The sequence below is a fragment of the Vibrio sinaloensis genome (assembly GCF_023195835.1).
Classification (GTDB): Bacteria; Pseudomonadota; Gammaproteobacteria; order Enterobacterales; family Vibrionaceae; genus Vibrio; species Vibrio sinaloensis_C.
The window spans coordinates 373,914-397,239 of record NZ_CP096199.1; the positions used below are offsets into that span (position 1 = coordinate 373,914).

Annotated in this window: 19 protein-coding genes; 5 read left to right on the forward strand and 14 right to left on the reverse strand. The window is 48.6% G+C overall.

All coding sequences use genetic code 11. The annotated features are described in order from the left end of the window. The 5 genes from MTO69_RS01800 to argR form a co-directional block, all read right to left on the reverse strand. The gene (locus tag MTO69_RS01800) at window positions 1–384 is read right to left on the reverse strand and encodes a DUF2061 domain-containing protein (RefSeq protein WP_248334252.1); all 384 of its coding nucleotides are present in this window, start codon (window positions 382–384) and stop codon (window positions 1–3) included. A gap of 157 nt (window positions 385–541) precedes the next feature. Beyond that, window positions 542–979, reverse strand: coding sequence for a universal stress protein (locus MTO69_RS01805; protein WP_248330592.1), 438 nt, complete (start codon window positions 977–979; stop codon window positions 542–544). Window positions 980–1,079: 100 nt separating this feature from the next. Beyond that, entirely contained in the window at window positions 1,080–3,659 is a 2,580-nt protein-coding gene (locus MTO69_RS01810; RefSeq protein WP_248330594.1) for a TRAP transporter permease, read from the reverse strand. Between the two features lie 381 nt (window positions 3,660–4,040). Then, window positions 4,041–5,009, reverse strand: coding sequence for a TAXI family TRAP transporter solute-binding subunit (locus MTO69_RS01815; RefSeq protein WP_248330596.1), 969 nt, complete (start codon window positions 5,007–5,009; stop codon window positions 4,041–4,043). A 329-nt stretch (window positions 5,010–5,338) separates the two neighbouring features. Continuing rightward, window positions 5,339–5,809, reverse strand: coding sequence for a transcriptional regulator ArgR (gene argR, locus MTO69_RS01820; protein ID WP_176288821.1), 471 nt, complete (start codon window positions 5,807–5,809; stop codon window positions 5,339–5,341). A 334-nt stretch (window positions 5,810–6,143) separates the two neighbouring features. Between argR and mdh the strand changes: the two genes are divergently transcribed. Continuing rightward, window positions 6,144–7,079: a malate dehydrogenase gene (gene mdh, locus MTO69_RS01825; RefSeq protein WP_248330598.1), complete on the forward strand. Its 936-nt coding sequence runs from the start codon at window positions 6,144–6,146 to the stop codon at window positions 7,077–7,079. Window positions 7,080–7,175: 96 nt separating this feature from the next. Further along, a complete protein-coding gene (locus tag MTO69_RS01830; RefSeq protein WP_248330600.1) occupies window positions 7,176–7,367 on the forward strand; it encodes a hypothetical protein in 192 nt (63 codons plus the stop codon). Between the two features lie 58 nt (window positions 7,368–7,425). Here the strand turns inward: MTO69_RS01830 and MTO69_RS01835 are convergent, their stop codons facing one another. The 5 genes from MTO69_RS01835 to MTO69_RS01855 all read right to left on the reverse strand — a co-directional run bounded on the left by MTO69_RS01835 (window position 7,426) and on the right by MTO69_RS01855 (window position 12,100). Then, window positions 7,426–7,815 (reverse strand): RidA family protein, encoded by a 390-nt coding sequence (locus MTO69_RS01835; RefSeq protein WP_248330602.1) that lies wholly within the window; start codon window positions 7,813–7,815, stop codon window positions 7,426–7,428. Between the two features lie 125 nt (window positions 7,816–7,940). After that, window positions 7,941–8,402, reverse strand: a complete 462-nt coding sequence (pyrI, locus tag MTO69_RS01840; protein WP_248330604.1) for an aspartate carbamoyltransferase regulatory subunit — start codon at window positions 8,400–8,402, stop codon at window positions 7,941–7,943. Between the two features lie 17 nt (window positions 8,403–8,419). After that, window positions 8,420–9,349 (reverse strand): aspartate carbamoyltransferase, encoded by a 930-nt coding sequence (gene pyrB, locus MTO69_RS01845; protein WP_248330606.1) that lies wholly within the window; start codon window positions 9,347–9,349, stop codon window positions 8,420–8,422. 251 nt (window positions 9,350–9,600) lie between these two features. Next, window positions 9,601–10,605, reverse strand: a complete 1,005-nt coding sequence (gene argF / locus MTO69_RS01850; RefSeq protein WP_248330608.1) for an ornithine carbamoyltransferase — start codon at window positions 10,603–10,605, stop codon at window positions 9,601–9,603. Window positions 10,606–10,723: 118 nt separating this feature from the next. Then, the gene (locus MTO69_RS01855) at window positions 10,724–12,100 is read right to left on the reverse strand and encodes a PhoH family protein (RefSeq protein ID WP_248330610.1); all 1,377 of its coding nucleotides are present in this window, start codon (window positions 12,098–12,100) and stop codon (window positions 10,724–10,726) included. A gap of 462 nt (window positions 12,101–12,562) precedes the next feature. On the opposite strand from MTO69_RS01855, the gene rapA reads away from it, so the two are divergent. From rapA to MTO69_RS01870, 3 genes are all read left to right on the forward strand, one after another. Continuing rightward, window positions 12,563–15,469 (forward strand): RNA polymerase-associated protein RapA, encoded by a 2,907-nt coding sequence (gene rapA / locus MTO69_RS01860; RefSeq protein ID WP_248330612.1) that lies wholly within the window; start codon window positions 12,563–12,565, stop codon window positions 15,467–15,469. Window positions 15,470–15,532: 63 nt separating this feature from the next. Beyond that, window positions 15,533–16,270, forward strand: coding sequence for a bifunctional tRNA pseudouridine(32) synthase/23S rRNA pseudouridine(746) synthase RluA (gene rluA / locus MTO69_RS01865; protein ID WP_248330614.1), 738 nt, complete (start codon window positions 15,533–15,535; stop codon window positions 16,268–16,270). A 33-nt stretch (window positions 16,271–16,303) separates the two neighbouring features. Then, a complete protein-coding gene (locus MTO69_RS01870; RefSeq protein WP_248330616.1) occupies window positions 16,304–17,266 on the forward strand; it encodes a D-2-hydroxyacid dehydrogenase in 963 nt (320 codons plus the stop codon). A 5-nt stretch (window positions 17,267–17,271) separates the two neighbouring features. Here MTO69_RS01870 and MTO69_RS01875 read toward each other — a convergent pair whose 3' ends face one another. The 4 genes from MTO69_RS01875 to pepA all read right to left on the reverse strand — a co-directional run bounded on the left by MTO69_RS01875 (window position 17,272) and on the right by pepA (window position 23,246). Beyond that, window positions 17,272–17,997: a substrate-binding periplasmic protein gene (locus MTO69_RS01875; protein ID WP_248330618.1), complete on the reverse strand. Its 726-nt coding sequence runs from the start codon at window positions 17,995–17,997 to the stop codon at window positions 17,272–17,274. 130 nt (window positions 17,998–18,127) lie between these two features. Then, the gene (locus MTO69_RS01880; RefSeq protein WP_248330621.1) at window positions 18,128–20,986 is read right to left on the reverse strand and encodes a valine--tRNA ligase; all 2,859 of its coding nucleotides are present in this window, start codon (window positions 20,984–20,986) and stop codon (window positions 18,128–18,130) included. Between the two features lie 236 nt (window positions 20,987–21,222). Continuing rightward, window positions 21,223–21,672 carry a DNA polymerase III subunit chi gene (locus MTO69_RS01885; RefSeq protein WP_248330623.1) on the reverse strand — a complete coding sequence of 150 codons (450 nt, stop codon included), beginning with the start codon at window positions 21,670–21,672 and terminating at the stop codon, window positions 21,223–21,225. A gap of 65 nt (window positions 21,673–21,737) precedes the next feature. Beyond that, window positions 21,738–23,246, reverse strand: a complete 1,509-nt coding sequence (gene pepA, locus MTO69_RS01890; protein WP_248330625.1) for a leucyl aminopeptidase — start codon at window positions 23,244–23,246, stop codon at window positions 21,738–21,740. Window positions 23,247–23,326: the final 80 nt, after the last annotated feature.

Genomic DNA, 23,326 nt, shown 5'->3' on the forward strand with positions numbered 1-23,326 from the left:
CTAACAGGCCAAACTAGGTTGGGGCGTTTGTTGGCGTTGCCAGACTTTTTCATGCAAGTAATACACGCAAGTATTAATCGTGGGTTCAATCGCAGCCAGTATCCCTCCGACAAATGCATCGCCAGTCATTAAGTACACCACACTGAAAGCGACGCTGAAATGGACAACAGCAAAGCTGGTGGTTTTGACCTTAGTTGAACGACTCAATCGACGAAGTGTGCGGCTTTGGGTCCAGGCTCGCTCATGGAAATAGAAAGCGATGGTATTGACTGAAGGCTCAACCATGGCAATGAAACTCCCGAGCAAAAAATCGCCGGTGAGCCAGTACGCCACGGTCAAAGCGACAGTGAAGTGCAGTACAGCGAAAGTCACGGTTTTTTTCATCATCAAAGCCCATCAGTATGTTTGGATATGGCTATTATTGATAACTATTCGTATTAATGAAATTCGCTTGTACCGATTTCATTGATAGGCTGCGGCAATTAAAACAGGCGCTCAATGAGCGCCTGATAACATCATAGTGATTGACGGGTATTAGCTATTAGCCTTGTGGTTTTACCACCAGAACATTGATTGGTGAATTATTCACAACTTTACTGGCTACAGAACCTAGCACCACTTTGTCAATTTTCGAGCGTTTGTGGCTTGGCATCACGATAAGATCTGCCCCCAGTTTTTCTGCATAGTTAAGAATCGTTGAGTACGGTTTACCTTCGGCAACATGCACTTTGTAAACGACATCGTCGGCAATGTGCTGAGCGGCAAACGCCTTCAGTTGTCCCTCAACATCGTTTTTCATCTTCATCGCGGCATCTTTGGGGAAGTAGGTGGCGACCATCGACATATGAATACCCGGTAGAACATTGAGCAGATGAACTTGGGCATTAGAGTGCTTAGCGTGCCATACCGCAAGCTCAACGGCTTTATCTGAAAAACCTTTGTCGTTTAAATCGACTGGAACCAGAATCTGTTTGTACATTGTGATATCTCTCTTCATCCGTCACCGCTTGTTAGGGGAAACGGGTTGGATTGCATTCATAGAGTAAGTGTAGCCCTGCATTGTGTGCAGGGCTGACTCATTAGGCGCTCAGTTGTTCCTTGCGAGCTCGACGCTTCTGATTCAGGCCTAGACCAATCAGTAGCAGCAGTGCAGGCAGGAATACCCACTCTTTCATCGGTCGGTCAGCATCGACGACCACAGCGCGAATTTCCCAGTCGAAATCGATCCCTGCCGACTCCGCTGGACTGCCAAACTCGACCATATCGACGATCATTCGTCCATCATCCTCGTTAAGCATTAAACCCATCGACGAGATACGATCTTGCGCTGTTTCTGCTTCATCGTCGAACGGCAGTCGAACCGTTTTAGATATGTAAGTGCCTTCAAGGTTTTCCCCAGCAACTAACAGTTCGATTTGCTCACCGACGTTCATGTTCTCGGCGATTTGTGCGATAGCCGTACCAGGATGCTCTACTTTGGCTGGGTAGATTTGATCCCACCAAAAGCCAGGGCGGAAGAAGGTAAAGGTCAGAGCAAGCAGAAGTATCGTTTCCCACCACTTATTCTTAGTGAACCACCAACCTTGCGTTGCCGCAGAGAATATCAGCATAGCGATAACCGAAGATATGATCGTGAGCATTAAATGCCACCATGTATCAATCCCCATCAATAATAATTGAGTATTGAAGATAAACATGAAAGGCAGAATCGCGGTTCGGATATCGTAGGTAAAGCCTTGAATACCGGTGCGGATTGGGTCCGATTTAGCGATAGCCGCCGCTGCAAATGCTGCGAGGCCAACCGGTGGCGTGTCATCGGCAAGAATACCGAAGTAGAACACAAATAGGTGTACCGCGATCAATGGGATGATCAAACCGCTTTGCGCGCCAAGCGTTACAATAACTGGAGCCATCAAAGTGGAGACCACGATGTAGTTTGCGGTTGTTGGCAATCCCATCCCTAAGATCAGGCTGATCACTGCGGTAAACAGCAACATCAGAATGATGTTACCACCCGAGATAAACTCGACGAAGTCGGTCATCACCAAGCCAATGCCCGTCAATGTCACTACGCCAACTACCGTACCTGCTGCCGCCGTCGCCACACCTATACCAATCATATTGCGCGCGCCTGAAACTAAGCTCTCGGCCAAATCGACAAAACCGGCTTTAGTGTGCTCCGCCATAGAACCTTGCTTGGCAAACACAGCCATTAAAGGTCGCTGAGTCAGCAAAATGAAAATCATAAACACGGTTGCCCAGAACGCCGACAATCCAGGCGAGAATCGCTCTACGGTCAAACACCACACCAATACAACGATCGGCAGTAGGTAGTGCAAGCCTGACTTAATAGTTGGGCCTGGATCAGGCACTTCGGTAAGCTCGGCATCAATCTCAATCGCGCCCTCTTTGGCGTATTGAGCTGAAATTTTCACCAAGGCCACATAACTGATGAGTAGGGCAATGGTCACAATTGGAGTCGCCGCAGCGCCAAAGACGTCTTTGGTCCAACCCACACCGTAGTAAACCGCCGCGCTTATCACGCATAGGCCAAGGATGGTGCCAGTAAACGACAGCAAGCTGGCAATTAAGGTTGGATTATGACGACGTGGAAGCCCAGTCATACCCGCCTTGCACGCTTCAAGGTGCACAATGTAGATCAGAGCGATGTATGAGATAAGCGCTGGAAGAATCGCAGCTTTAATGACTTCAACGTAAGAAATACCCACATACTCAACCATTAAGAATGCCGCTGCACCCATAATTGGTGGGGTGAGCTGGCCGTTGGTTGATGCGGCAACTTCGACGGCACCAGCTTTGGTTCCCGGGAATCCTACTCGTTTCATGAGCGGAATCGTAAAGGTACCGGTTGTCACGACGTTGGCAATCGACGAGCCTGACACTAAGCCTGATAGGCCTGACGCCACAACCGCGGCTTTCGCAGGGCCACCACGCATGTGACCAAGCAGCGAAAAGGCGACCTTAATAAAGTAAGCGCCCGCTCCCGCACGTTCTAGCATGGCACCAAACAGAACAAACAAGAACACAAACGAGGTCGATACCCCCAATGCCACACCAAACACCCCTTCGGTGGTGAGCCATAAGTGTGACATTGCTTTATTTAAGCTAGCACCCTTGTGGGCAATGACATCTGGCATGTACGGACCGCCAAACGTGTACAGTAGGAACACCGCTGCTACCACCATCAGTGGAGGACCGAGCGCGCGGCGTGTGGCTTCAAGCAATAGCACCATGCCGGTGACTGCGATCACGATGTCAAACGACGTCGGAGCGCCAGAGCGACCAGCAAGTTCAGTGTAGAAAATATAGATATACGCGGCAGAAAAACTGCCTGCCAGCGACAGCAGCCAGTCAATGGCCGGAATATGATCGCGAGGTGAGTTCTTCAGTGCTGGGTAGGCGGTGAAGGCCAAGAACACGGCGAACATTAAATGGATAGAACGTGCTTCGGTATCGTTAAGTACGCCAAAGTTGAAAATGAACGGCAAAGGAGACGCGTACCAAAGTTGGAACAGTGACCAACATAGCGGCACAAACCACAAGATGCGACCAGCTAGCCCGGATGGGGCGCGCGCACCTGTATCGGATTGAGCGACCATTTCTTGCACATCTTGAGACGGAGTTGTTGTCTTCGACATGGACTAAATCCTTATTATAAGTGGTCCGTATGATTTTGATTATTCGAACCTTTATTCAGCATCTTTTAGTGTAGTGAAAAGATGAAATATTGCTCAGTTAACAGTACCTATTTCATCAATTATCGGATCATTCTTGCTGGTTAAAATCGCCGTAAACATCGTTAAAGATTTTGTAGTTAGAGCCACTAGCTAGCTGCAATCTTTGCCTTGTTTCCAGCGATTTTTCCTGCGCAATTTTCTGAACACATAATTAATGACATAGGTACATTTTCTTAGACACAGAAACAGAAAGAGTTTCAACAAGGCGAAACTCAAAAAAGGTGTTGTTTTAAAACAATAAGATTGTGTCAAGGAGGGAGCCCTCCTTGACACTAGAGAGGCTTACTTAAGTAGGCCGATCTCTTTGTAGTATTTCTCTGCACCAGGGTGTAGAGGGATAGATAGACCAGCTTTCACCATGTCTTCTTTCTTAAGGTTAGCGAACGCTGGGTGTAGACGTTTGAAAGTATCGAAGTTTTCGAATACTGCTTTTGCAACGTTGTAAGCGACGTCGTCAGAAACCTTGGTAGTGGTTACCATAGTTGCAGCCACACCAAAGCTATTTACGTCGTTTTCAGTACCGCGGTACATACCTGCTGGTACTGTGCTGTATGCGTAGTAAGGGTTGTTAGCAACGATCTCGTCGATCTTCGCACCGGTCGCAGATACAAGCTTCGCATCACAAGACGTGGTTGCTTCTTTGATTGATCCATTTGGGTGACCAACCACGTAAACGAATGCATCGATTTTGTTATCACATAGTGCTTGAGAACGCTCAGAGCCTTTTAGTTCCGACGCGAGTTTGAAGTCATCGTTGGTCCAGCCCATTGCTTCCATTACCACGCCCATTGTCGCACGGTCACCTGAACCAGGGTTACCGATGTTCACGCGCTTACCTTTTAGGTCTGCAACATTTTCGATGCCTGCGTCACTGCGTGCGATGATGTTGAATGGTTCTGTGTGTAGAGAGAACACTGCACGTAGCTCTTTGTACGGGCCTTGTTCAGCAAACTTACTTGTACCGTTGTAGCCGTGGTACTGCCAGTCAGACTGAACGATACCGAAATCTAGCTCGCCAGCGCGGATAGTGTTGACGTTGTAGATTGAACCACCAGTTGATTCTACAGAACAACGAATATTGTGCTCTTTGCGGCCTTTGTTAACTAGCTTACAGATTGCACCACCAGTTGGGTAGTAAACACCAGTTACCGAACCAGTACCAATAGTGATGAACTCTTGAGCGTTAACTGCGCCAGCGCCCATAACGGCAGCTGCAATCGCACCAACTTTAATAAGTTTGTTCAATGCCATGAATTTCCCTTCCTTATTCATTATTAACCCTAAACAAGTGTAGTTGTTTAAGGAGTTTCCTCATGTTGGAAACGGCATCTTTTTCAATCCGTATGTTGAAAAAGTGGCTGAATAATAGCAAAAAATTGGCACATAATTACACGTGTGTTAAAAAATATAGTCATTATGCCTATATGAAATCGGAATGTGGCAGGATTGTTTTGATTGCAATTGCCATAACAATCAATTACTTAAGTTAGCTCTAGTTCTAAGGGGTGATTTTTTTAAGATGTGATCTGAGTCACGCCGCAATATTGACGGCGTGAATCTGAGATTTGTGTGGATAGGTATTAGCCAGTGTACTCAAAAAGATCGCACACTGAGTCGAACAATTGCTCAGTAGTAATCGACAAGGTCGGGGTAATGAAAATGGTGTCATCACCGGCAACAACTCCAAGTATTCCCTCAGCTTTACCCAGTGAGTCGAGCAAGCGAGCAATCAACTGCGCAGCGCCTGGGCCGGTGTGAATGACCACCAAAGCATTATTGTGGTCAATATCAAGCACTAACTCACGCAGTGAACTTGAAACAGTCGGGACTCCCAACTCGGCAGGCAAGCAATAGACCATCTCCATTTTGGCATTACGGGTACGAACCGCGCCAAATTTGGTCAACATACGTGACACTTTGGACTGGTTGATATTTTCGAACCCTTCATTTTTAAGAGCTTCAACAATATCGCCTTGGGAACCAAAACGTTCCTCTTTTAATAGGGCTTTAAAAGCACGAACGAGGTTATCTTGTTTTTCAGAATGGCGCATGGCTTCGTTTCTATGTTTGTGAGTATCAAAAGCAAGTGAATATTCTCGCATAGCTATGCATTTAGTGCCAACGGCAACAGGCAAATCTGTCTAACGTATCACTGTAAACTGACAAAAAATCACGGTAAAAAAATTGGCGTTAACCCTTTGTCATTCAAGGTGAAGACCCACATAATGCTCACCGACCTCTAGCACGTTTTTGTCGGATTGCGCAAGGTCGCAAAGCTGACGTTAATTGATTGTAATCAGGTTGTGATTGGTTTAGCTTGGGCGTACCCGATTTTAAACCGCCCTACAAAACATATATAAGAGAATCTTCTCAAGGAGAACTACGATGAAAGTAGCTGTTATTGGTGCCGCAGGTGGCATCGGTCAAGCCCTAGCCCTTCTACTTAAAAACCGTCTTCCAGCGGGTTCAGATCTAGCTCTATACGATATTGCACCAGTGACTCCTGGTGTTGCTGCCGATCTAAGCCACATCCCAACCCCAGTGTCAATCAAAGGCTACGCCGGTGAAGATCCGACACCAGCACTAGAAGGTGCTGATGTGGTATTGATCTCAGCAGGTGTGGCACGTAAGCCAGGCATGGATCGTGCGGATCTGTTCAATGTAAACGCGGGTATCGTGAAATCTCTTGCTCAACGTATCGCTGACGTTTGTCCTAAAGCCATGGTGGGTATCATTACTAACCCAGTTAACACCACTGTGCCTATCGCAGCAGAAGTTCTTAAGCAAGCGGGCGTTTACGACAAGCGTCGTCTGTTCGGTGTGACGACTCTTGACGTGATTCGCTCAGAAACGTTTGTCGCAGAGCTAAAAGACAAAGATCCAGGTGAAGTGCGTGTACCTGTGATCGGCGGTCACTCGGGTGTGACGATTCTTCCGTTGCTATCTCAAGTTGAAGGTGTTGAGTTTACCGCTGAAGAAGTGGCGGCACTGACTAAGCGCATTCAAAACGCAGGTACCGAAGTGGTTGAAGCAAAAGCGGGTGGCGGTAGTGCGACGCTATCAATGGGTCAAGCAGCATGTCGCTTTGGTCTAGCGCTAGTGAAAGCCCTGCAAGGTGAAGAAGTGGTTGAGTACGCTTACGTTGAAGGTAACGGTGAGCATGCGCCATTCTTTGCACAGCCAGTGAAACTGGGTAAAGACGGTGTAGAAGATATCCTTAGCTACGGTGAGCTAAGTGATTTTGAGAAATCTGCCCTAGACGGAATGCTTGAGACGCTTAACGGTGACATCCAAACGGGTGTTGATTTCGTTAACAAGTAATCTCTATTGAATGATGCAAAGCCGACTTTCGAGTCGGCTTTTTTGATCGCTTTAACCTCTTGTTCGTATTAAAGCCAGATGTAGAGGAGAGTGATTATGGACATCTGTCAGATCAAAAAAGGCATGCTGGTTGAGTGTCAGCAGGGGATTGGCAAGGTTTTGGTGGTAGATAGAGAAACTAATTGCGTGTTGATTGAAGAGCAATCATCTCAGCAGCAAATGGCGGTCGATGTGCAAGAGCTTATCGACAACCCACAGCTCCATCAAGGCTGCGACCAGTATTACTAGACGGTCACTGACCAAAAAAGCGAGCCTTGGCTCGCTTTTTTTATTAGCGACAGCGTATTTATTTACGCACCGCGATCGCTTCGATCTCAATGCCGACGTCCTTTGGCAGACGCGCTACCTCAACACAAGAGCGTGCAGGGTAGTTTGCAACTTGGTGCTCATCAAAGAACTTGCCGTAAACTTCGTTCACTGTACCAAAGTCATTGAGGTCTTTAACGAATACCGTCATTTTGACGATGTCAGAAACCGTCAGGCCAGACGACTCGACAACGGCTTTTACGTTTTCTAGGGATTGACGAGCTTGCTCTGCGATATCGGCAGAGACTTCACCTGTGCTCGGGTTGACTGGGATTTGGCCAGAAGTCAAAACCATGTTGCCGAGGTCAACACCTTGTACATATGGGCCGATTGCTGCTGGTGCAGATTCTGTATGCAGGACTTTAGTCATTGTTATGTTCCATCTGTTTTAGGTTAGCAGAATTTAGGTGGTCCAGTGTGCCGCGAATTATCAGGCGCGTAAAGCGATAATCCCCGCCTCATCCAGCGGGGACGAAAAGCTTCGCTGCAATCGGTCTAGCGTTCCGTTACGATCTCACGTGAGAAGACTTTTTCGCAGTATTTACACTTAAGGCGGATGTCTTGTTGTTTCTCAAACACCTTGAAGCTAGTTTCAACCGGTTCGTTGTGGCTAATACAGTTGCTGTTTGGGCATTCAAACACGTTGTTGATCTGCTCTGGGAGTTCCAATGCCAGCTTTTTCACCACTTGATAGTCTTCTATCTGATTGACCGTTGCATGTGGCGCATACAGGGCCAGTTTGCTGGCTTGCTCTTCGCTGATAAACACATTTTCAATCTTGAGTAGGTCTTTGTGGCCGAGCGCAGATGACGGTAGGTTTAGCCCAACGGTGACCCGTTGCTGCGACTTGTGCATCGAAAACAGTTTTAGGACCTTGATGCCAATTTGTGCTGGGATGTGGTCAATAACGGTGCCGTTTTTGATCGCCTCTACCTGCAATTGAGTTTCTTTGTTCATGGTGGTTTCTCCCTCGATTACAGTGTTTGATTTAAAACCAGTGCCAGCAGCGCTTCACGAGCGTAAACGCCATTCTCTGCCTGCTGGAAATAGTAGGCGTGCGGTGTTTTGTCGACATCGACGGTAATTTCATCAACACGAGGAAGTGGATGCAACACTTTCAGGTTGTCGCGAGCGTCTTTTAGCAAGGCTCCGGTTAGAATGTAGGCCGATTTAATGTGGGCGTACTCTGATTCGTCAAAGCGCTCTTTCTGTACACGGGTCATGTACAGGATATCGAGCTCAGGCACCACGCTTTCCATATCGGTGTGTAGGCTGTAGGCAATGCCTGCCTCATCCAACTCTTCACAGATATAGTCAGGCATGGCTAGCGCTTCAGGCGCGATAAAGTAGAAGCGGACATTGTTGAATTTGGCTAACGCTTGGGTCAACGAGTGCACGGTGCGGCCATATTTGAGATCGCCAACGAAGGCAACATTGAGATTATCTAAGCGCCCTTGCGTTTCGGCGATAGAGAACAAATCGAGTAACGTCTGGGTTGGGTGCTGGTTAGCACCGTCACCGGCGTTGATCACAGGCACACCGTTTGAGAATTCAGAGGCGAGACGAGCGGCGCCCTCTTGTGGGTGACGCATCACAAAGGCATCGACATACGAGGAGATGACTTGGACTGAATCGGCGAGCGTCTCCCCTTTTTTGGCTAAAGAGGTATTGCCACCGTTATCAAAACCAATCACGCTACCGCCGATACGTTGAATCGCCGTTTCAAAAGAGAGGCGAGTACGGGTTGATGGTTCAAAGAAACAGCTCGCAATCACCTTATTCTTAATCAGTTCTGGCTTTTGCTCTGCTTTCAGTTCACCTGCCGTTTTGACAATCAACTCCAGCTCTGTGCGAGAGAGCTCCGGAATCGAGATAATGTGCTTATTGTAAAGCGTGTTTGTCATAATCATCTTCCCAGTCACGAATATTAGGCAATAAAAAAGCCCCCCATAAAGGGAGGCTTCAAAAACAGATGGAAACAGTGAAATAACCAGCCAGTAAGCACATTGGCTTACCCAGTGTAATACGCTTTTTAGAGCACGAATTACGTGGCATCGAGTCACTACCTCCAGACAAATTGCCGAGCATTATACGCTGAAGTTTTGTTAACGCAAGCGATTACATCGAGCCTTTTACTGTCGAGTGACGCTGCGTTTTAGCTACCAAGTGTGGCCACCATCACAGCTTTGATGGTGTGCATGCGGTTCTCTGCTTGGTCAAAGACAATCGAGTGGTGCGATTCAAACACCTCTTCGGTGACTTCAAGGCCTTGCATGCCGTATTTCTCGGCCACTTGCTTACCAATCGTGGTTTCATCGTTGTGAAACGCCGGTAGGCAGTGCATAAACTTCACTTGTGGATTGGCCGTTTTGGCGATGACGTCCATGTTCACTTGATAAGGTGTCATTTTCGCTACGCGTTCATCCCATGCCTCTGCTTCTTCACCCATCGAAACCCATACATCAGTGTATAGGTAGTCACACCCTTTTACGCCTTCTTCCACGTTTTCTGTGAGAGTCAGTTTGGCGCCTGTCTGCTTGGCGATCTGCTGACAAGTGGCCACCAGTTCTTGTTGTGGCCAAAACTCTTTTGGTGCGACAAGGCGAATGTCCATGCCCATTTTTGCAGCGCCCACCAACAGCGAGTTCCCCATGTTGTTACGTGCGTCACCTAGGTAAGCAAAGGCAATTTGATGTAATTGCTTGCCGCGGCCATGTTCGAGCATGGTTAGAAAATCAGCCAGAATTTGGGTCGGATGAAACTCGTCGGTTAAGCCATTCCATACCGGAACCCCTGCATGCGCCCCTAGCTCTTCGACAATCTCTTGACCAAAACCACGATACTCGATGCCATCGTACATGCGGCCCAGAACCCGTGCGGTGTCTTTCATCGACTCTTTTGCACCGATTTGTGAGCCTGATGGTCCGATGTAAGAGACTTGAGCGCCCTGATCAAAAGCGGCCACTTCAAATGCGCAACGGGTTCGGGTTGAGGCTTTCTCAAAGATTAAGGCGATGTTTTTGCCGCTGAGCTTCTTTTGTTCGCTGCCCGCATACTTGGCTTTTTTTAGATCTGCAGAGAGATCGAGCAGGAATTGAATCTCCTTGGGCGAGAAATCCAACAGCTTGAGGAAGTTTCGGTTACGTAGATTAAAGGCCATACTCCAGTCCTTGAATGTTCATTCAGCTAATGGAGTTAGTTAAACATATTTAATTGCTGTTTGTGAATAGTTATTTTAATAAAGTGCCGAGATATGAATTATATCTCGGCAATAGTGATTATAAATTCTCTTCTGCGTACTCTGCTAGGCGGCTGCGAACCACGCCGTTAAGGTGAATGTTAGCGCTGCCTTCAAAGTTCTTGAATCTCTCTACCATATAAGTCAACCCGGAGGTCACCGGCGTTAAGTAGTGGGAGTCAATCTGAGCCAAATTCCCCGAGCAGACAATTTTGGTCCCTTCGCCGCAGCGGGTAATGATGGTTTTGATCTGTGAGGCGGTAAGGTTTTGGCACTCATCAAGCAGAACAAACGCGTTTTGGATTGAGCGACCGCGCATAAAATTTATCGATTTAAACTGAATATTGGCCTTATCGCAGATGTATTTGAGCGAGCCCTCTGTGCAATGATCATTTTTGTGCAGCGCTTCCAAGGTATCGGTCACAGCGGCTAACCAAGGCAGCATTTTTTCCTCTTCGCTGCCCGGCAAAAAGCCGATCGACTCACCGATATCGGGCGTGTTACGAGTTACGATGATCTTGTCGAACATACTTTTTTCTATGGTTTGTTCTAATGCAGAGGCAAGAGCGAGTAAGGTTTTGCCGCTCCCCGCTGCGCCGGTGAGGATCACCAGATCAATATCTGGGTCGAGCAGGGCATCCAGAGCCATGCCTTGATAGATGTTTTTGGGTGTGATGTCCCAAGCGCGGCGGTGCATCATCCGCTCCCGGCTAAGGTCTTTGATGGTGATCGCTTCAGGTTCGATCTGTTCCACTCGCCCTGCGAAATCACTCTCCTCATCGATAATGTATTGATTAAGGTAAGTTGGCTCAAATGGCGCCCTATCAAGGGTGTGGTAGGTGTGACCGGCAAGCGTGCGGCTTTCGACATTTTGCACATTGCTCCAGAACTCACCTTCGATTTGCTGGAAACCTTTGGTCAGATATTGGACATCGTCAATTAACTGATCGGTGCGATAGTCTTCGACAAAGCGAACCCCTGCGCCTTTGGCTCGCAGCCGCATATTGATGTCTTTGGTGACTAAGATGACTTCGCGCGGTGCGCGCTTGTTCTGTAAGTACAGCACGCCGTTGAGGATCCGGTTGTCACCGGCTTTATCGGCAAAGGCTTTGACAGTCTCCTGCAGTTCGAAGTCGGCCAAGATCGCAATGTGCCCTGTGCCGTCATGGTCTTTATTAATAGGGATGCCTTCTGATATTTCATCCGGTGTGGCGTCTTTGAACATGGCTTCTAGAGCTCGGATTGCAACTCGCGCGTCGCGGGCAACGTCACGTTTGCTGTCTTTGATGCGGTCGAGCTCTTCCAGCACTGTCATTGGAATCACAACGTCGTGTTCTTTGAAAGAGTAGATGGCGAGGGGTTCGTGAAGAAGAATGTTGGTGTCGAGAACAAATAGCTTCCGGTCGGTGTCACCCATAAGCGTCTCCTTGCCGTTTTCGGCTTGCTTAGCCCCTCATACATAAGCATGAAGTGGCTTGCTGAGGTCGCTTGCAATGCTGTAGCCAGATCGCGGACGGTTTGACTACAAAATGCAAACCTATGTTGATCGTCATCCTAGTGAATGCATCTCTTGTGCCAGCCAGAAAGTTGACGGCTTGGCGAGCGCATTCACCTTAAAGTATAAGGTGGTTTCACCACGCTCTGGGTTAGAAATGCCATTGATTTCTTACACTTTGATGTCATCAGCAACTCAGGCAAAAAAAAGTGGCGTTTTGCGGTCTTTGTACGTGACCAATATCACAGCTTCAAGTAAGATTAGCGACCTTTTTTGACGCAAAGACTGACCTTTTTTTCCGCTTCAGTTGCCTTTCAACTTGCGTCAGAACAGCTAAGATTTATAGACCCATTTTCGAATCAAAATAGATGAGGTAGTCGATTCATGACATTTGCTTTGGGCCAGCGCTGGATTAGCGATACAGAGGGTGATTTAGGGTTAGGAACTGTGGTGGCTGTTGATGCCCGTACCGTAACACTCATGTTTGCCGCATCTGAAGAGAACCGAGTTTATGCTCGTAATGACGCGCCGGTTACCCGAGTGACTTTTAATGTTGGTGATGTTATCGAAAGCCAACAAGGCTGGTCGCTGACCGTTGAGCAAGTGATCGAAGAACAAGGACTGTACACCTATTTAGGCACCCGAGAAGATAATGGTGAAGAGGTTGCGCTGCGAGAAATCATGCTCAGCAACCAGATCCGTTTTAATAAGCCGCAAGATAAACTCTATGCGGGGCAAATCGACCGAATGGACAACTTTGTGCTCCGTTATCGTGCATTGATGAACCAATATGAGCAGCATAAAAGCCCAATGCGTGGTTTGTGCGGCATGCGCGCGGGCCTGATCCCGCATCAGCTTTATATTGCCCATGAGGTTGGTCGTCGTCACGCGCCTCGCGTACTTTTGGCCGATGAAGTGGGTCTAGGTAAAACCATCGAAGCGGGCATGATCATTCACCAGCAGGTGCTGGCTGGGCGTGCCGAGCGCATCTTAATAGTGGTGCCAGAAACATTGCAGCATCAGTGGCTGGTCGAAATGATGCGTCGCTTCAATCTGCATTTCTCTATTTTCGACGAAGAGCGCTGTATCGAAGCGTACGCCGATGCAGACAACCCGTTTGATACTCAACAATACGTGCTGTGTTCACTCGACTTCTTACGTAAAAGCCGCAAACGCTTTGAACAAGCTTTAGAAGGTGAGTGGGATTTATTGGTGGTCGATGAAGCGCACCATCTTGAATGGAGCGTCGATGCGCCAAGTCGTGAATATCAAGTGGTTGAAGGCTTAGCTCAGCGTACTCCTGGGGTATTACTACTGACAGCCACGCCAGAGCAGTTAGGCCGAGAGAGCCACTTCGCCCGTTTGCGATTGCTCGATCCCGATCGCTTCTTTGACTACCAAGAGTTCGTTAAAGAAGAGCAGCAATATGCGCCGGTAGCCGATTCGGTGAGCGCTTTATTTTCTGGCAGTAAACTCGAAAATGCGGCCAAAAACCAAATCACCGAACTGCTGTCTGAGCAAGATGTTGAACCTCTGTTTCGCATTATCGAAAGTGACAGCGACGAAGAAGCCAAAGCGGTTGCCCGCCAGGAACTGATTGATAACTTGATGGATCGTCATGGTACCGGGCGAGTGTTGTTCCGTAACACTCGTGCGGCAGTGAAAGGTTTCCCCAAGCGCAATGTTCATTTACTGCCGATGGCCATTCCTCAGCAATACACGACATCGATGCGTGTGTCGGGCATGATTGGCGGTAAAATGAGCCTTGAAGCGCGCGCACTGAAAAACCTTTACCCGGAAGAAGTCTTCCAGGAGTTTGAAGGAGAAGATGCGAGCTGGTGGCAGTTTGATAGCCGTGTAAACTGGTTGCTAGAAAAGATCAAAGAGAAGCGTAGCGAGAAGATCTTAGTTATCGCCTCGCGTGCAAGCACCGCATTACAGTTAGAGCAAGCGCTACGAGAGCGTGAGGGCATTCGTGCTACCGTGTTCCATGAGGGGATGTCGATTCTCGAACGCGATAAGGCGGCGGCTTACTTTGCTCAAGAAGAGGGCGGCGCGCAGGTGTTGATCTGTAGTGAAATCGGCTCTGAAGGTCGTAACTTCCAGTTCGCTAATCAGTTAGTGATGTTCGATTTGCCGTTTAATCCAGACTTGCTTGAACAGCGCATCGGCCGTTTGGATCGAATTGGCCAAAATCGAGATATCGACATTCATGTTCCTTACCTAGAAGGTACCTCACAAGCGATCTTGGCACGTTGGTTTGATCAAGGCTTGAACGCGTTTGCTGAAACTTGTCCTACCGGCCGTGCCGTCTACGATCACTGTTCACAGCGCTTGATCGAGATGCTGGCATCCGGTGACAGTAGCGATCTTGAGGACGTGATTGCCGAGTCGGCGGCGATGAACAAAGCGCTTAAAACACAATTGGAACAAGGACGCGATCGCTTGCTGGAAATGCACTCTAATGGTGGTGAAAAAGCGCATGCGATTGTCGATAAAATCGCGGCGACAGATGGCGACACCAACCTGGTCACGTTTGCTTTGAGCCTGTTTGATACCATTGGCCTAGATCAAGACGATAAAGGTGAGAACGCCTTGGTGGTGACCCCTTCGGAGCATATGTTGGTGCCAAGTTATCCGGGGCTACCGTATGAGGGAGCGACCATTACCTTTGACCGTGATACTGCGCTGTCACGTGAAGATATGCACTTTATCAGTTGGGAGCACCCAATGATCCAAGGCGGGATCGACTTGCTGATGAGTGAAGGGGTAGGAACGGCGGCGGTATCGCTGCTAAAAAACAAAGCGCTACCGGTAGGCACTATGCTGCTTGAATTGATCTACAAAGTGGACGCTCAAGCACCGAAACGCAGCGGCATTAGCCGTTTCTTACCGACCACACCGATTCGTATTATGCTCGATGGCAAAGGTAATGACTTGTCTTCACAGGTTGAGTTTGAAAGCTTTAACCGCCAGTTGAGTCCGGTTGGGCGCCATATTGCCACTAAACTGGTGGCGTCGGTGCAAAGCCAGGTTCATCAATTAATCGAAGCAGGTGACAAGCTCGTGGTTGAGAAGGTGGCAGCGATTCGCCACCAAGCACAGCAAGAGATGCAAGCGAGTTTGAACAGTGAGCTCGAGCGCTTACTCGCGCTGAAGGCCGTAAACCCAAATATCCGTGACGAAGAGATTGAGGTTATCGATGCGCAAATCAAACAGCTCACCGGTTACATCAACCAAGCGCAGTATCAGCTGGATTCACTGCGTATGATAGTTGTTAGTCATAACTAGTGATTAGACAGTAAGTCGTGGATTAAACCCAGCAATAGGCTGGGTTTTTATTGGATAGAGATTATGGCAATGACTGAGTACAACCCGCCTCGTGAACCTTGGGTTGATATCGTATTTGAAGATGAGCATATCTTGGTGGCCAATAAACCATCGGGATTATTATCAGTACCAGGCCGATTGGCAGAACACTATGACAGCTTGTGGTCGCGTTTGGTTGAACGTTACCCGCAGATTCAAGTCGTGCATCGCCTTGATATGGACACCTCGGGCTTAATGTTGTTGGCCAAACACAAGCAAGCAGAGCGGGCACTGAAAAAACAGTTTCAGTACCGTTTGACCCACAAGGTTTACTATGCACGTGTTTGGGGAGAGGTAAGCGGTGAGCAAGGAGAGGTTGACCTGCCGCTAATCTGCGATTGGGAGCGTCGTCCACGACAAAAAGTCTGCTTTGAGCACGGAAAACCTTCCAAGACCTTATATCAGGTCGTGAAACGTGAATCCTGTACCACCATTGTGCGCTTGTTGCCGATCACAGGGCGTTCGCATCAGTTACGAGTTCACATGCAAGCCTTAGGTCATCCGATTGTCGGCGATGAGTTTTATGCTCACCCGCAAGCGTATCAATATTCGCCTCGGTTGGCGCTGCATGCGGCGGAACTCAGTTTCTACCATCCACACAGCGAAGCATTGCAAAGTGCGTTTGTTGGGTGTGACTTCTATCTTGAAGCGACGCCTATGGTCTTTAACTTTTTTGCGCCTGTGCCAGAATTGCCTGACTATAAAACGCTACCACAACCATAATGGACCAATAAGGTAGCGACACGGAGGTGATTAATGACGCTGCCAACCATCGTTTTTTTAGACCGCGCAACGATTCCCACACAAATCGAACTGCCACATTTACCGTTTGAGCATCAATGGCTTGAGTATGACTTGACCGCACCTGGAGAGGTGGTGGATCGGCTTCAATCGGCCCAAATCGCCATCACCAATAAGGTGGTGTTGGATCGCTCGGTGCTGATGCAGTTGCCTAATCTCAAGATGATTGCCGTCGCGGCGACTGGGGTGAATAACGTCGATATTGAGGCCTGCCATGAGTTTGGAATAGCGGTGACTAATATCCGTGGCTATGCTACTCGGTCGGTACCTGAACATGTGCTGGCGATGATCTTCGCCCTTAGACGTAACCTCAAGGGATATCACAATGATATTGCCGCTGGTGAATGGCAGCGACAAAAACAGTTTTGCTTTTTTACTCACCCAATCCGCGATGTGGCAGGGGCGACCTTAGGCATTATCGGTAGTGGCGCTTTGGGCCAAGCCACTGCTCAGTTAGCCAAATCTGTGGGTATGAACGTATTGCTTGCTGAGCGAAAAGGGGCAGCGCAGTGCCGAGATGGATTTCTCCCGTTTGAGCGAGTGTTGGCCTTGTCGGATGTACTGACGTTGCACTGTCCGCTTAACGAGCAAACCCACCACTTGATTGGTCGTCAGGAGCTGGCGAGCATGAAATCGAGCAGCATAGTGATCAATACTGGCCGTGGTGGTTTGGTTGACGAAGAGGCGCTGGTCGATGCGCTAAAACAAGGTGAGATTAGCGCCGCTGGGGTGGATGTGTTTACCGATGAGCCCGCCGATGAGTCCAACTCGTTGGTCGCCAACATGCATTTACCAAACCTGTTGTTAACGCCCCATGTTGCCTGGGGAAGTGACACGGCGATCCAAAATTTGGCCGACATCCTTATCGAAAACATCGCGGCGTTTCTCGAGGGGAAACAGCACAACCGGGTGGTATAGAAAGGTTACGGGTTATCGCTCGCGTTTCGTTCAGCCAGCCCTTGGTTGAATACGGCCATCAATGCTTCGGCTTGCGGGTGCGCTTTGGAAAACAGTAAATAGCTGTCGTTGGTCAAAAAAGGCTTTGGATTGAAGGTGATCAATTGCTGCAGTTCAATCGGTTGCTTGCTCAGTGAGAACAAGCCAATATGCTTTTCTTCAGGGACCAGCTCGACCCGGCGATATTTCAGCAGTTGAAACGCTTTTGCGGGCGTTTCGACTCGGTTGATGCTCACCTGATCCTTCTCTATCAGTTGGTCAAGCTCAGCGCCATAACTGTAGCCTAGTCCTCCGCCAAGGTGTTTACCCTCTAAGTCAGCTAAGGATTGCCATTCAAACGGGTTGTCGTTGCGGTGAAAGAAAACAAACTGTTCTTGAGCAACGGGATCACTATAGTGGAAGAACTCTGTGCGCTCTTCGGCATACATCCACACCGCAGTCGCGACATATTCCCCTTCACTGGCTTTTTTATACGCTCTTTTCCATGGATAGAAGTGAAACTCAACCTGATAGCCTTGAGCGGCAAAAATCTCTTGAATAGTTTTGCCAACCTGACCAAAGTCTTGCAGTTGTTCGCCAATAAACGGTGGCCAATTACCAGCGGCGATCTTGACGATATTGTCGTTGCTATTGGCCAAGGCCGAATGGGCGATAAAAAGAAAAGTGCTCAATACTAGGATGCCAACGCGCATAACGCCTCCCTCGCTTGTTTCTTATAATATTAGAAGACAACATTCAGCTTTTACAGACGGTTATCAAGCCAATAAAAAGGCCAGTCTCAATGACTGGCCCTGTTTATTACGTTATCTAATTGCGTTTGGTTTATAGCGCAGCAATCGTCGCTTTTTGCTCTTCAAGCTTCACCAAAGTCTCTTTGTAACCCTCGAGTTTCTCACGCTCTTTCGCCACAACCGCTTCAGGCGCTTTAGCCACGAAGCCTTCGTTGCCTAGCTTACCTTCAATGCGTTTGATTTCACCGTGAGTCTTGTTAATCTCGCCATCGAGACGAGCAAGCTCAGCGTCTTTGTCGATAAGACCTGCCATTGGAATCATCAGCTCAGACTTAGCTACCAGTGCGGTTGCACATGCAGGCGTTTCTTCGCCTGCTTCCAGCACGCGTACTGACTCAAGTTTGGCTAGAGAAACCAGAACTTGCTTGTTCGCTTCTAGACGCGCGGCATCTTCTGCGCTCGCGGCTTTTAGCATCACTTCCAGCGGCTTACCTGGGTTGATGTCGTATTCAGCGCGTAGGTTACGAATACTCGTGATGAATGACTTCACCCACTCGATGTCATCAAGCGCGGCTTGGTTGAAGTTCGCTTCGTCGAACTGAGGCAGTGCTTGAAGCATGATTGTGTCACCTTTAACACCGTCAACCAGCGGCTTAACGCTCTGCCAGATAGTTTCTGTGATGTATGGGATCACTGGGTGCGCTAGACGAAGTGTCTTCTCTAGAACCGTGATTAGCGTACGACGAGTACCACGTTGCTGAGCTTCACTGCCTTTCCAAAGAACGGGTTTGGTTAGCTCTAGGTACCAGTCACAGAATTGGTTCCAGATAAATTCGTAAATCGTGTTTGCTGCCATATCCAAACGGAAGTTATCAATGTGACCATTGAACTCTTTCGCCGCTAGCTCAAACTGAGACTCGATCCACTTGTCCGCTAGTGAGTACTCGACCTCACCACCGTTGAAGCCACAATCCTGTTCTTCTGTATTCATTAGTACGTAACGGCTTGCGTTCCATAGCTTGTTACAGAAGTTACGGTAACCTTCCAGACGCTTCATATCCCAGTTGATGTCACGGCCAGTAGAAGCCATAGCAGCAAGAGTGAAGCGTAGTGCGTCAGTACCGTATGGTTCGATACCGTTTTCAAACGTTTTACGCGTGTTTTTCTCGATCTTCGCTGCAAGTTGAGGCTGCATCATGTTACCAGTACGCTTCTCAACCAGAGACTCAAGGTCGATGCCGTCAATCATATCGATTGGGTCAAGAACGTTACCCTTAGACTTAGACATCTTGTCGCCGTTTTCGTCACGGATAAGACCGGTTACGTAAACGGTTTTGAATGGCACTTGTGGCTTGCCGTTTTCATCTTTACAGAAATGCATCGTCATCATGATCATGCGAGCAACCCAGAAGAAGATGATATCGAAACCCGTTACGAGTACGTCTGAAGGGTGGAATGTCTTCAGATCATCTGTGTTCTCAGGCCAACCTTGTGTACCGAAGGTCCAAAGTGCAGAAGAGAACCAGGTATCCAGCACGTCGTCGTCTTGGCGTAGAACCACAACTGGCGCTAGGTTGTGGTTTGCACGCACTTCTTCTTCGGTGCGACCTACGTAGACATTGCCGTCGTTGTCGTACCATGCAGGGATGCGGTGACCCCACCAAAGCTGACGAGAGATACACCAGTCTTGAATGTCGCGCATCCAAGAGAAGTACATGTTTTCGTATTGCTTAGGAACGAATTGGATTTCACCATCTTCAACCGCTTTAGTTGCCGTTTCAGCAAGAGGTGCGGTGCGAACGTACCATTGGTCAGTCAGCATTGGTTCAATTACCACGCCGCCACGGTCACCGTAAGGAACCGTTAGATCGTGGTCTTTGATTTCATCAAGCAGGCCTAGCTCATCAAACTCAGCCACAATCGCTTTACGTGCAGCAAAACGCTCCATACCTTGGTACTTAGCAGGTAGCTCAGTTGAGTACGCGTCACTCGCTTCACCGTTGGTGTTGAACACTTCAGCGGCATCACGGATGTTGGCATCAAAGGTTAGGATGTTGATCATTGGTAGCTGGTGGCGCTTACCTACTTCATAGTCGTTGAAGTCGTGCGCAGGGGTAATTTTCACACAGCCAGTGCCCTTCTCCATATCGGCGTGCTCATCGCCCACGATTGGGATGCGGCGATCAACGATAGGAAGCAGGATTTCTTTACCGATCAGATCTTTGTAGCGTGGATCTTCTGGGTTAACCGCAACGCCAGTATCACCAAGCATGGTCTCTGGACGAGTGGTAGCGACGACGATGTAGTCTTTACCTTCTGAGGTTTTAACGCCATCCGCCAGCGGGTAGCGGAAGTGCCACATGTGGCCTTTTTTGTCTTTGTTTTCAACTTCAAGATCTGAGATCGCAGTGTGCAGTTTTGGATCCCAGTTAACCAGACGCTTACCACGATAGATGAGGTCTTCTTCGTAGAGACGAACGAACACTTCTTGAACTGCATTCGATAGACCATCATCCATAGTGAAACGCTCACGGTCCCAGTCTACCGATGCGCCTAAACGACGTAGCTGCTTAGTGATGGTGCCGCCAGACTCGCCTTTCCATTCCCAGATCTTGTCGATGAAGGCATCACGGCCGTAGTCGTGTTTGGTTTTGCCTTCTTCTGCAGCGATCTTACGCTCAACCACCATTTGTGTGGCGATACCGGCGTGGTCAGTACCCACTTGCCAAAGGGTGTTTTTGCCCTTCATACGTTCGGCACGGATCAGAGTGTCCATGATGGTGTCTTGGAACGCGTGGCCCATATGTAGGCTACCTGTGACGTTCGGTGGCGGGATCATGATGCTGTATGATTCTTTGCTCGTGTCACCGTGTGGCTTAAAGTAGCCTTTCTCTTCCCAAGCTTGGTATAAAGCTTGTTCAATTGAAGTTGGGTTATATGTCTTTTCCATAGCGCTCGTACTTCCTCATCATATTTAGGCTGATAGCTGCGTTAACTGCATTCGCAAACCCTAATCAAATACCACTTGTATGTTCATCGGGATTTGCTCATTGGTTGCCTTGCTCTAAACCCAAATATTTAGAGGATTGGTTCTGGTTAAAGTTAATCTCTGTCAATCATTTATAAATGAGGGATCTCTAACAAGATCGCCTTAGCTATAAGGATTGACCGGTTGTGGACTGAACGTTACAAATGTTCAATCTCAATTGTTTGTAGCTGATAGCCCGCTTGACGGTAGATTTTATATCTTTCTCGCGCCAGTTGCTTGGCTTTTTCTTCGCAAGGGACGAAGTCTACCACCTCAGCAAACTTGTTCGCAAAGGTTGTCTGATTATCCGCCAAATTAATTACTAGCTGACGATTCCAAGAGGGCTTGACGCCTTGATGGCCTATCTCGATATTCGTGCCATATTTGGGCCCTTCGCCAACCAGGTTGTGAGCCTGAAAGTCTTTTGTCTCCACCTGCCAAAAGGCTTCGGCCATCGCCTCTGCATGGAGTTTATCTTGGCAGTTGAGATAAACCTTAGCACCTTGCTTAGCAAAGTGCTGAGCAAGAAACACAACGTACAAGCCAAACCCATGCGCCTCGGCTTGAGGTGAGTTCGGTTTGACAATGTAGAAGGTTGCGTTTGCCATACTGATTTCTCTGGACTTAGGAGATACAAAAAAGGGCCTTGCGGCCCTTTTTAACATGCTGAGGATTACTCCTCTGTCTCTTGGCCACTGCGATTGAGCAGGAATTGGACAAGCATTGAGACAGGACGACCGGTTGATCCTTTTGCCGCGCCTGATTTCCAAGCGGTACCTGCGATATCAATGTGCGCCCAGTGGTATTTCTTAGCGAATTTAGATAAGAAACAACCCGCTGTGATGGTACCGCCAGGGCGACCACCGATATTTGCCATATCGGCAAATGGGCTCTTCAACTGCTCGTGATACTCATCGGCCATAGGGAGACGCCATGCGCGGTCGCTTGCTTGCTCTGAAGCATTCACCAACTCGTGCGAAAGCGGATTATGGTTGGAGATAACGCCGCTGATGTGATGACCTAGAGCGATCACACACGCGCCAGTTAGGGTTGCAACGTCAACCACACACTCTGGCTCAAAGCGCTCTGCGTAAGTTAGCGCATCACATAGAACCAGTCGACCTTCCGCGTCAGTATTAAGCACTTCTACGGTTTGACCCGACATAGTAGTGAGGATGTCACCTGGACGGTAAGCGTTGCTACCTGGCATGTTTTCACAGCCGGCCAGAACACCGATCACGTTAAGTGGCAGGTTCAGTTTAGCCAGTGCTTTCATGGTACCGAACACCGATGCAGCACCACACATGTCGTACTTCATCTCATCCATGCCTTCGCCTGGCTTAAGTGAAATACCGCCTGAGTCGAACGTCAGACCTTTACCAATCAGAACGATCGGTTTGGCTTCTGGATCTGGGTTGCCCTTGTATTCCATGATGGACATCATAGATTCGTTCTTAGAGCCACGACCCACTGCTAGGTATGACGTCATACCCAGTTTTTCCATCTCTTGCTCACCAATGATCTTAGTGGTGATGGTCTCGTAATCGTCCGCTAGACGACGTGCTTGAGAGGCAAGGTAAGCTGGGTTTGCCACGTTAGGTGGCATGTTGCCCAAGTCTTTCGATGCTTTGACGCCGGATGAGATCGCTAGGCCATGAGCGATGGCTTTTTCACCTAGGTTCAGCTCACGACGCGTTGGTACGTTGAACACCAGTTTGCGTAGCGGGCGACGAGTCTCGGGCTTGACCGTTTTAAATTGGTCAAAGGTGTACAAGCCATCTTTGGTTGCTTCAACGGCTTGACGCACTTTCCAGTAAGTATCGCGGCCTTTAACGTGCAGCTCTGTCAAAAAGCACACCGCTTCCATTGAGCCTGTTTCGTTGAGGGTGTTGATGGTTTTTTGGATGATCTCCTTATACTGACGCTCACCCAGCTCACGCTCTTTGCCACAGCCGACCAACAACACACGCTCAGAAAGTACACCAGGTACTTGATGAAGTAGGAGCATTTGCCCCGGTTTTCCTTCTAGATCACCGCGGCGAAGCAGTGAACTGATATAGCCATCGCTGATTTTATCTAGCTGCTCAGCAACTGGAGAAAGGCGACGTGGCTCGAACACGCCGACAACGATACATGCGCTGCGTTGTTTCTCGGGACTGCCACTTTTTACACTGAACTCCATGCGTACTCCTACATCCTGAAGACAAATAGAACTAAATGTTAGATAATGCCGTCTTACTAGTTGATTCCTTACTCGGAACT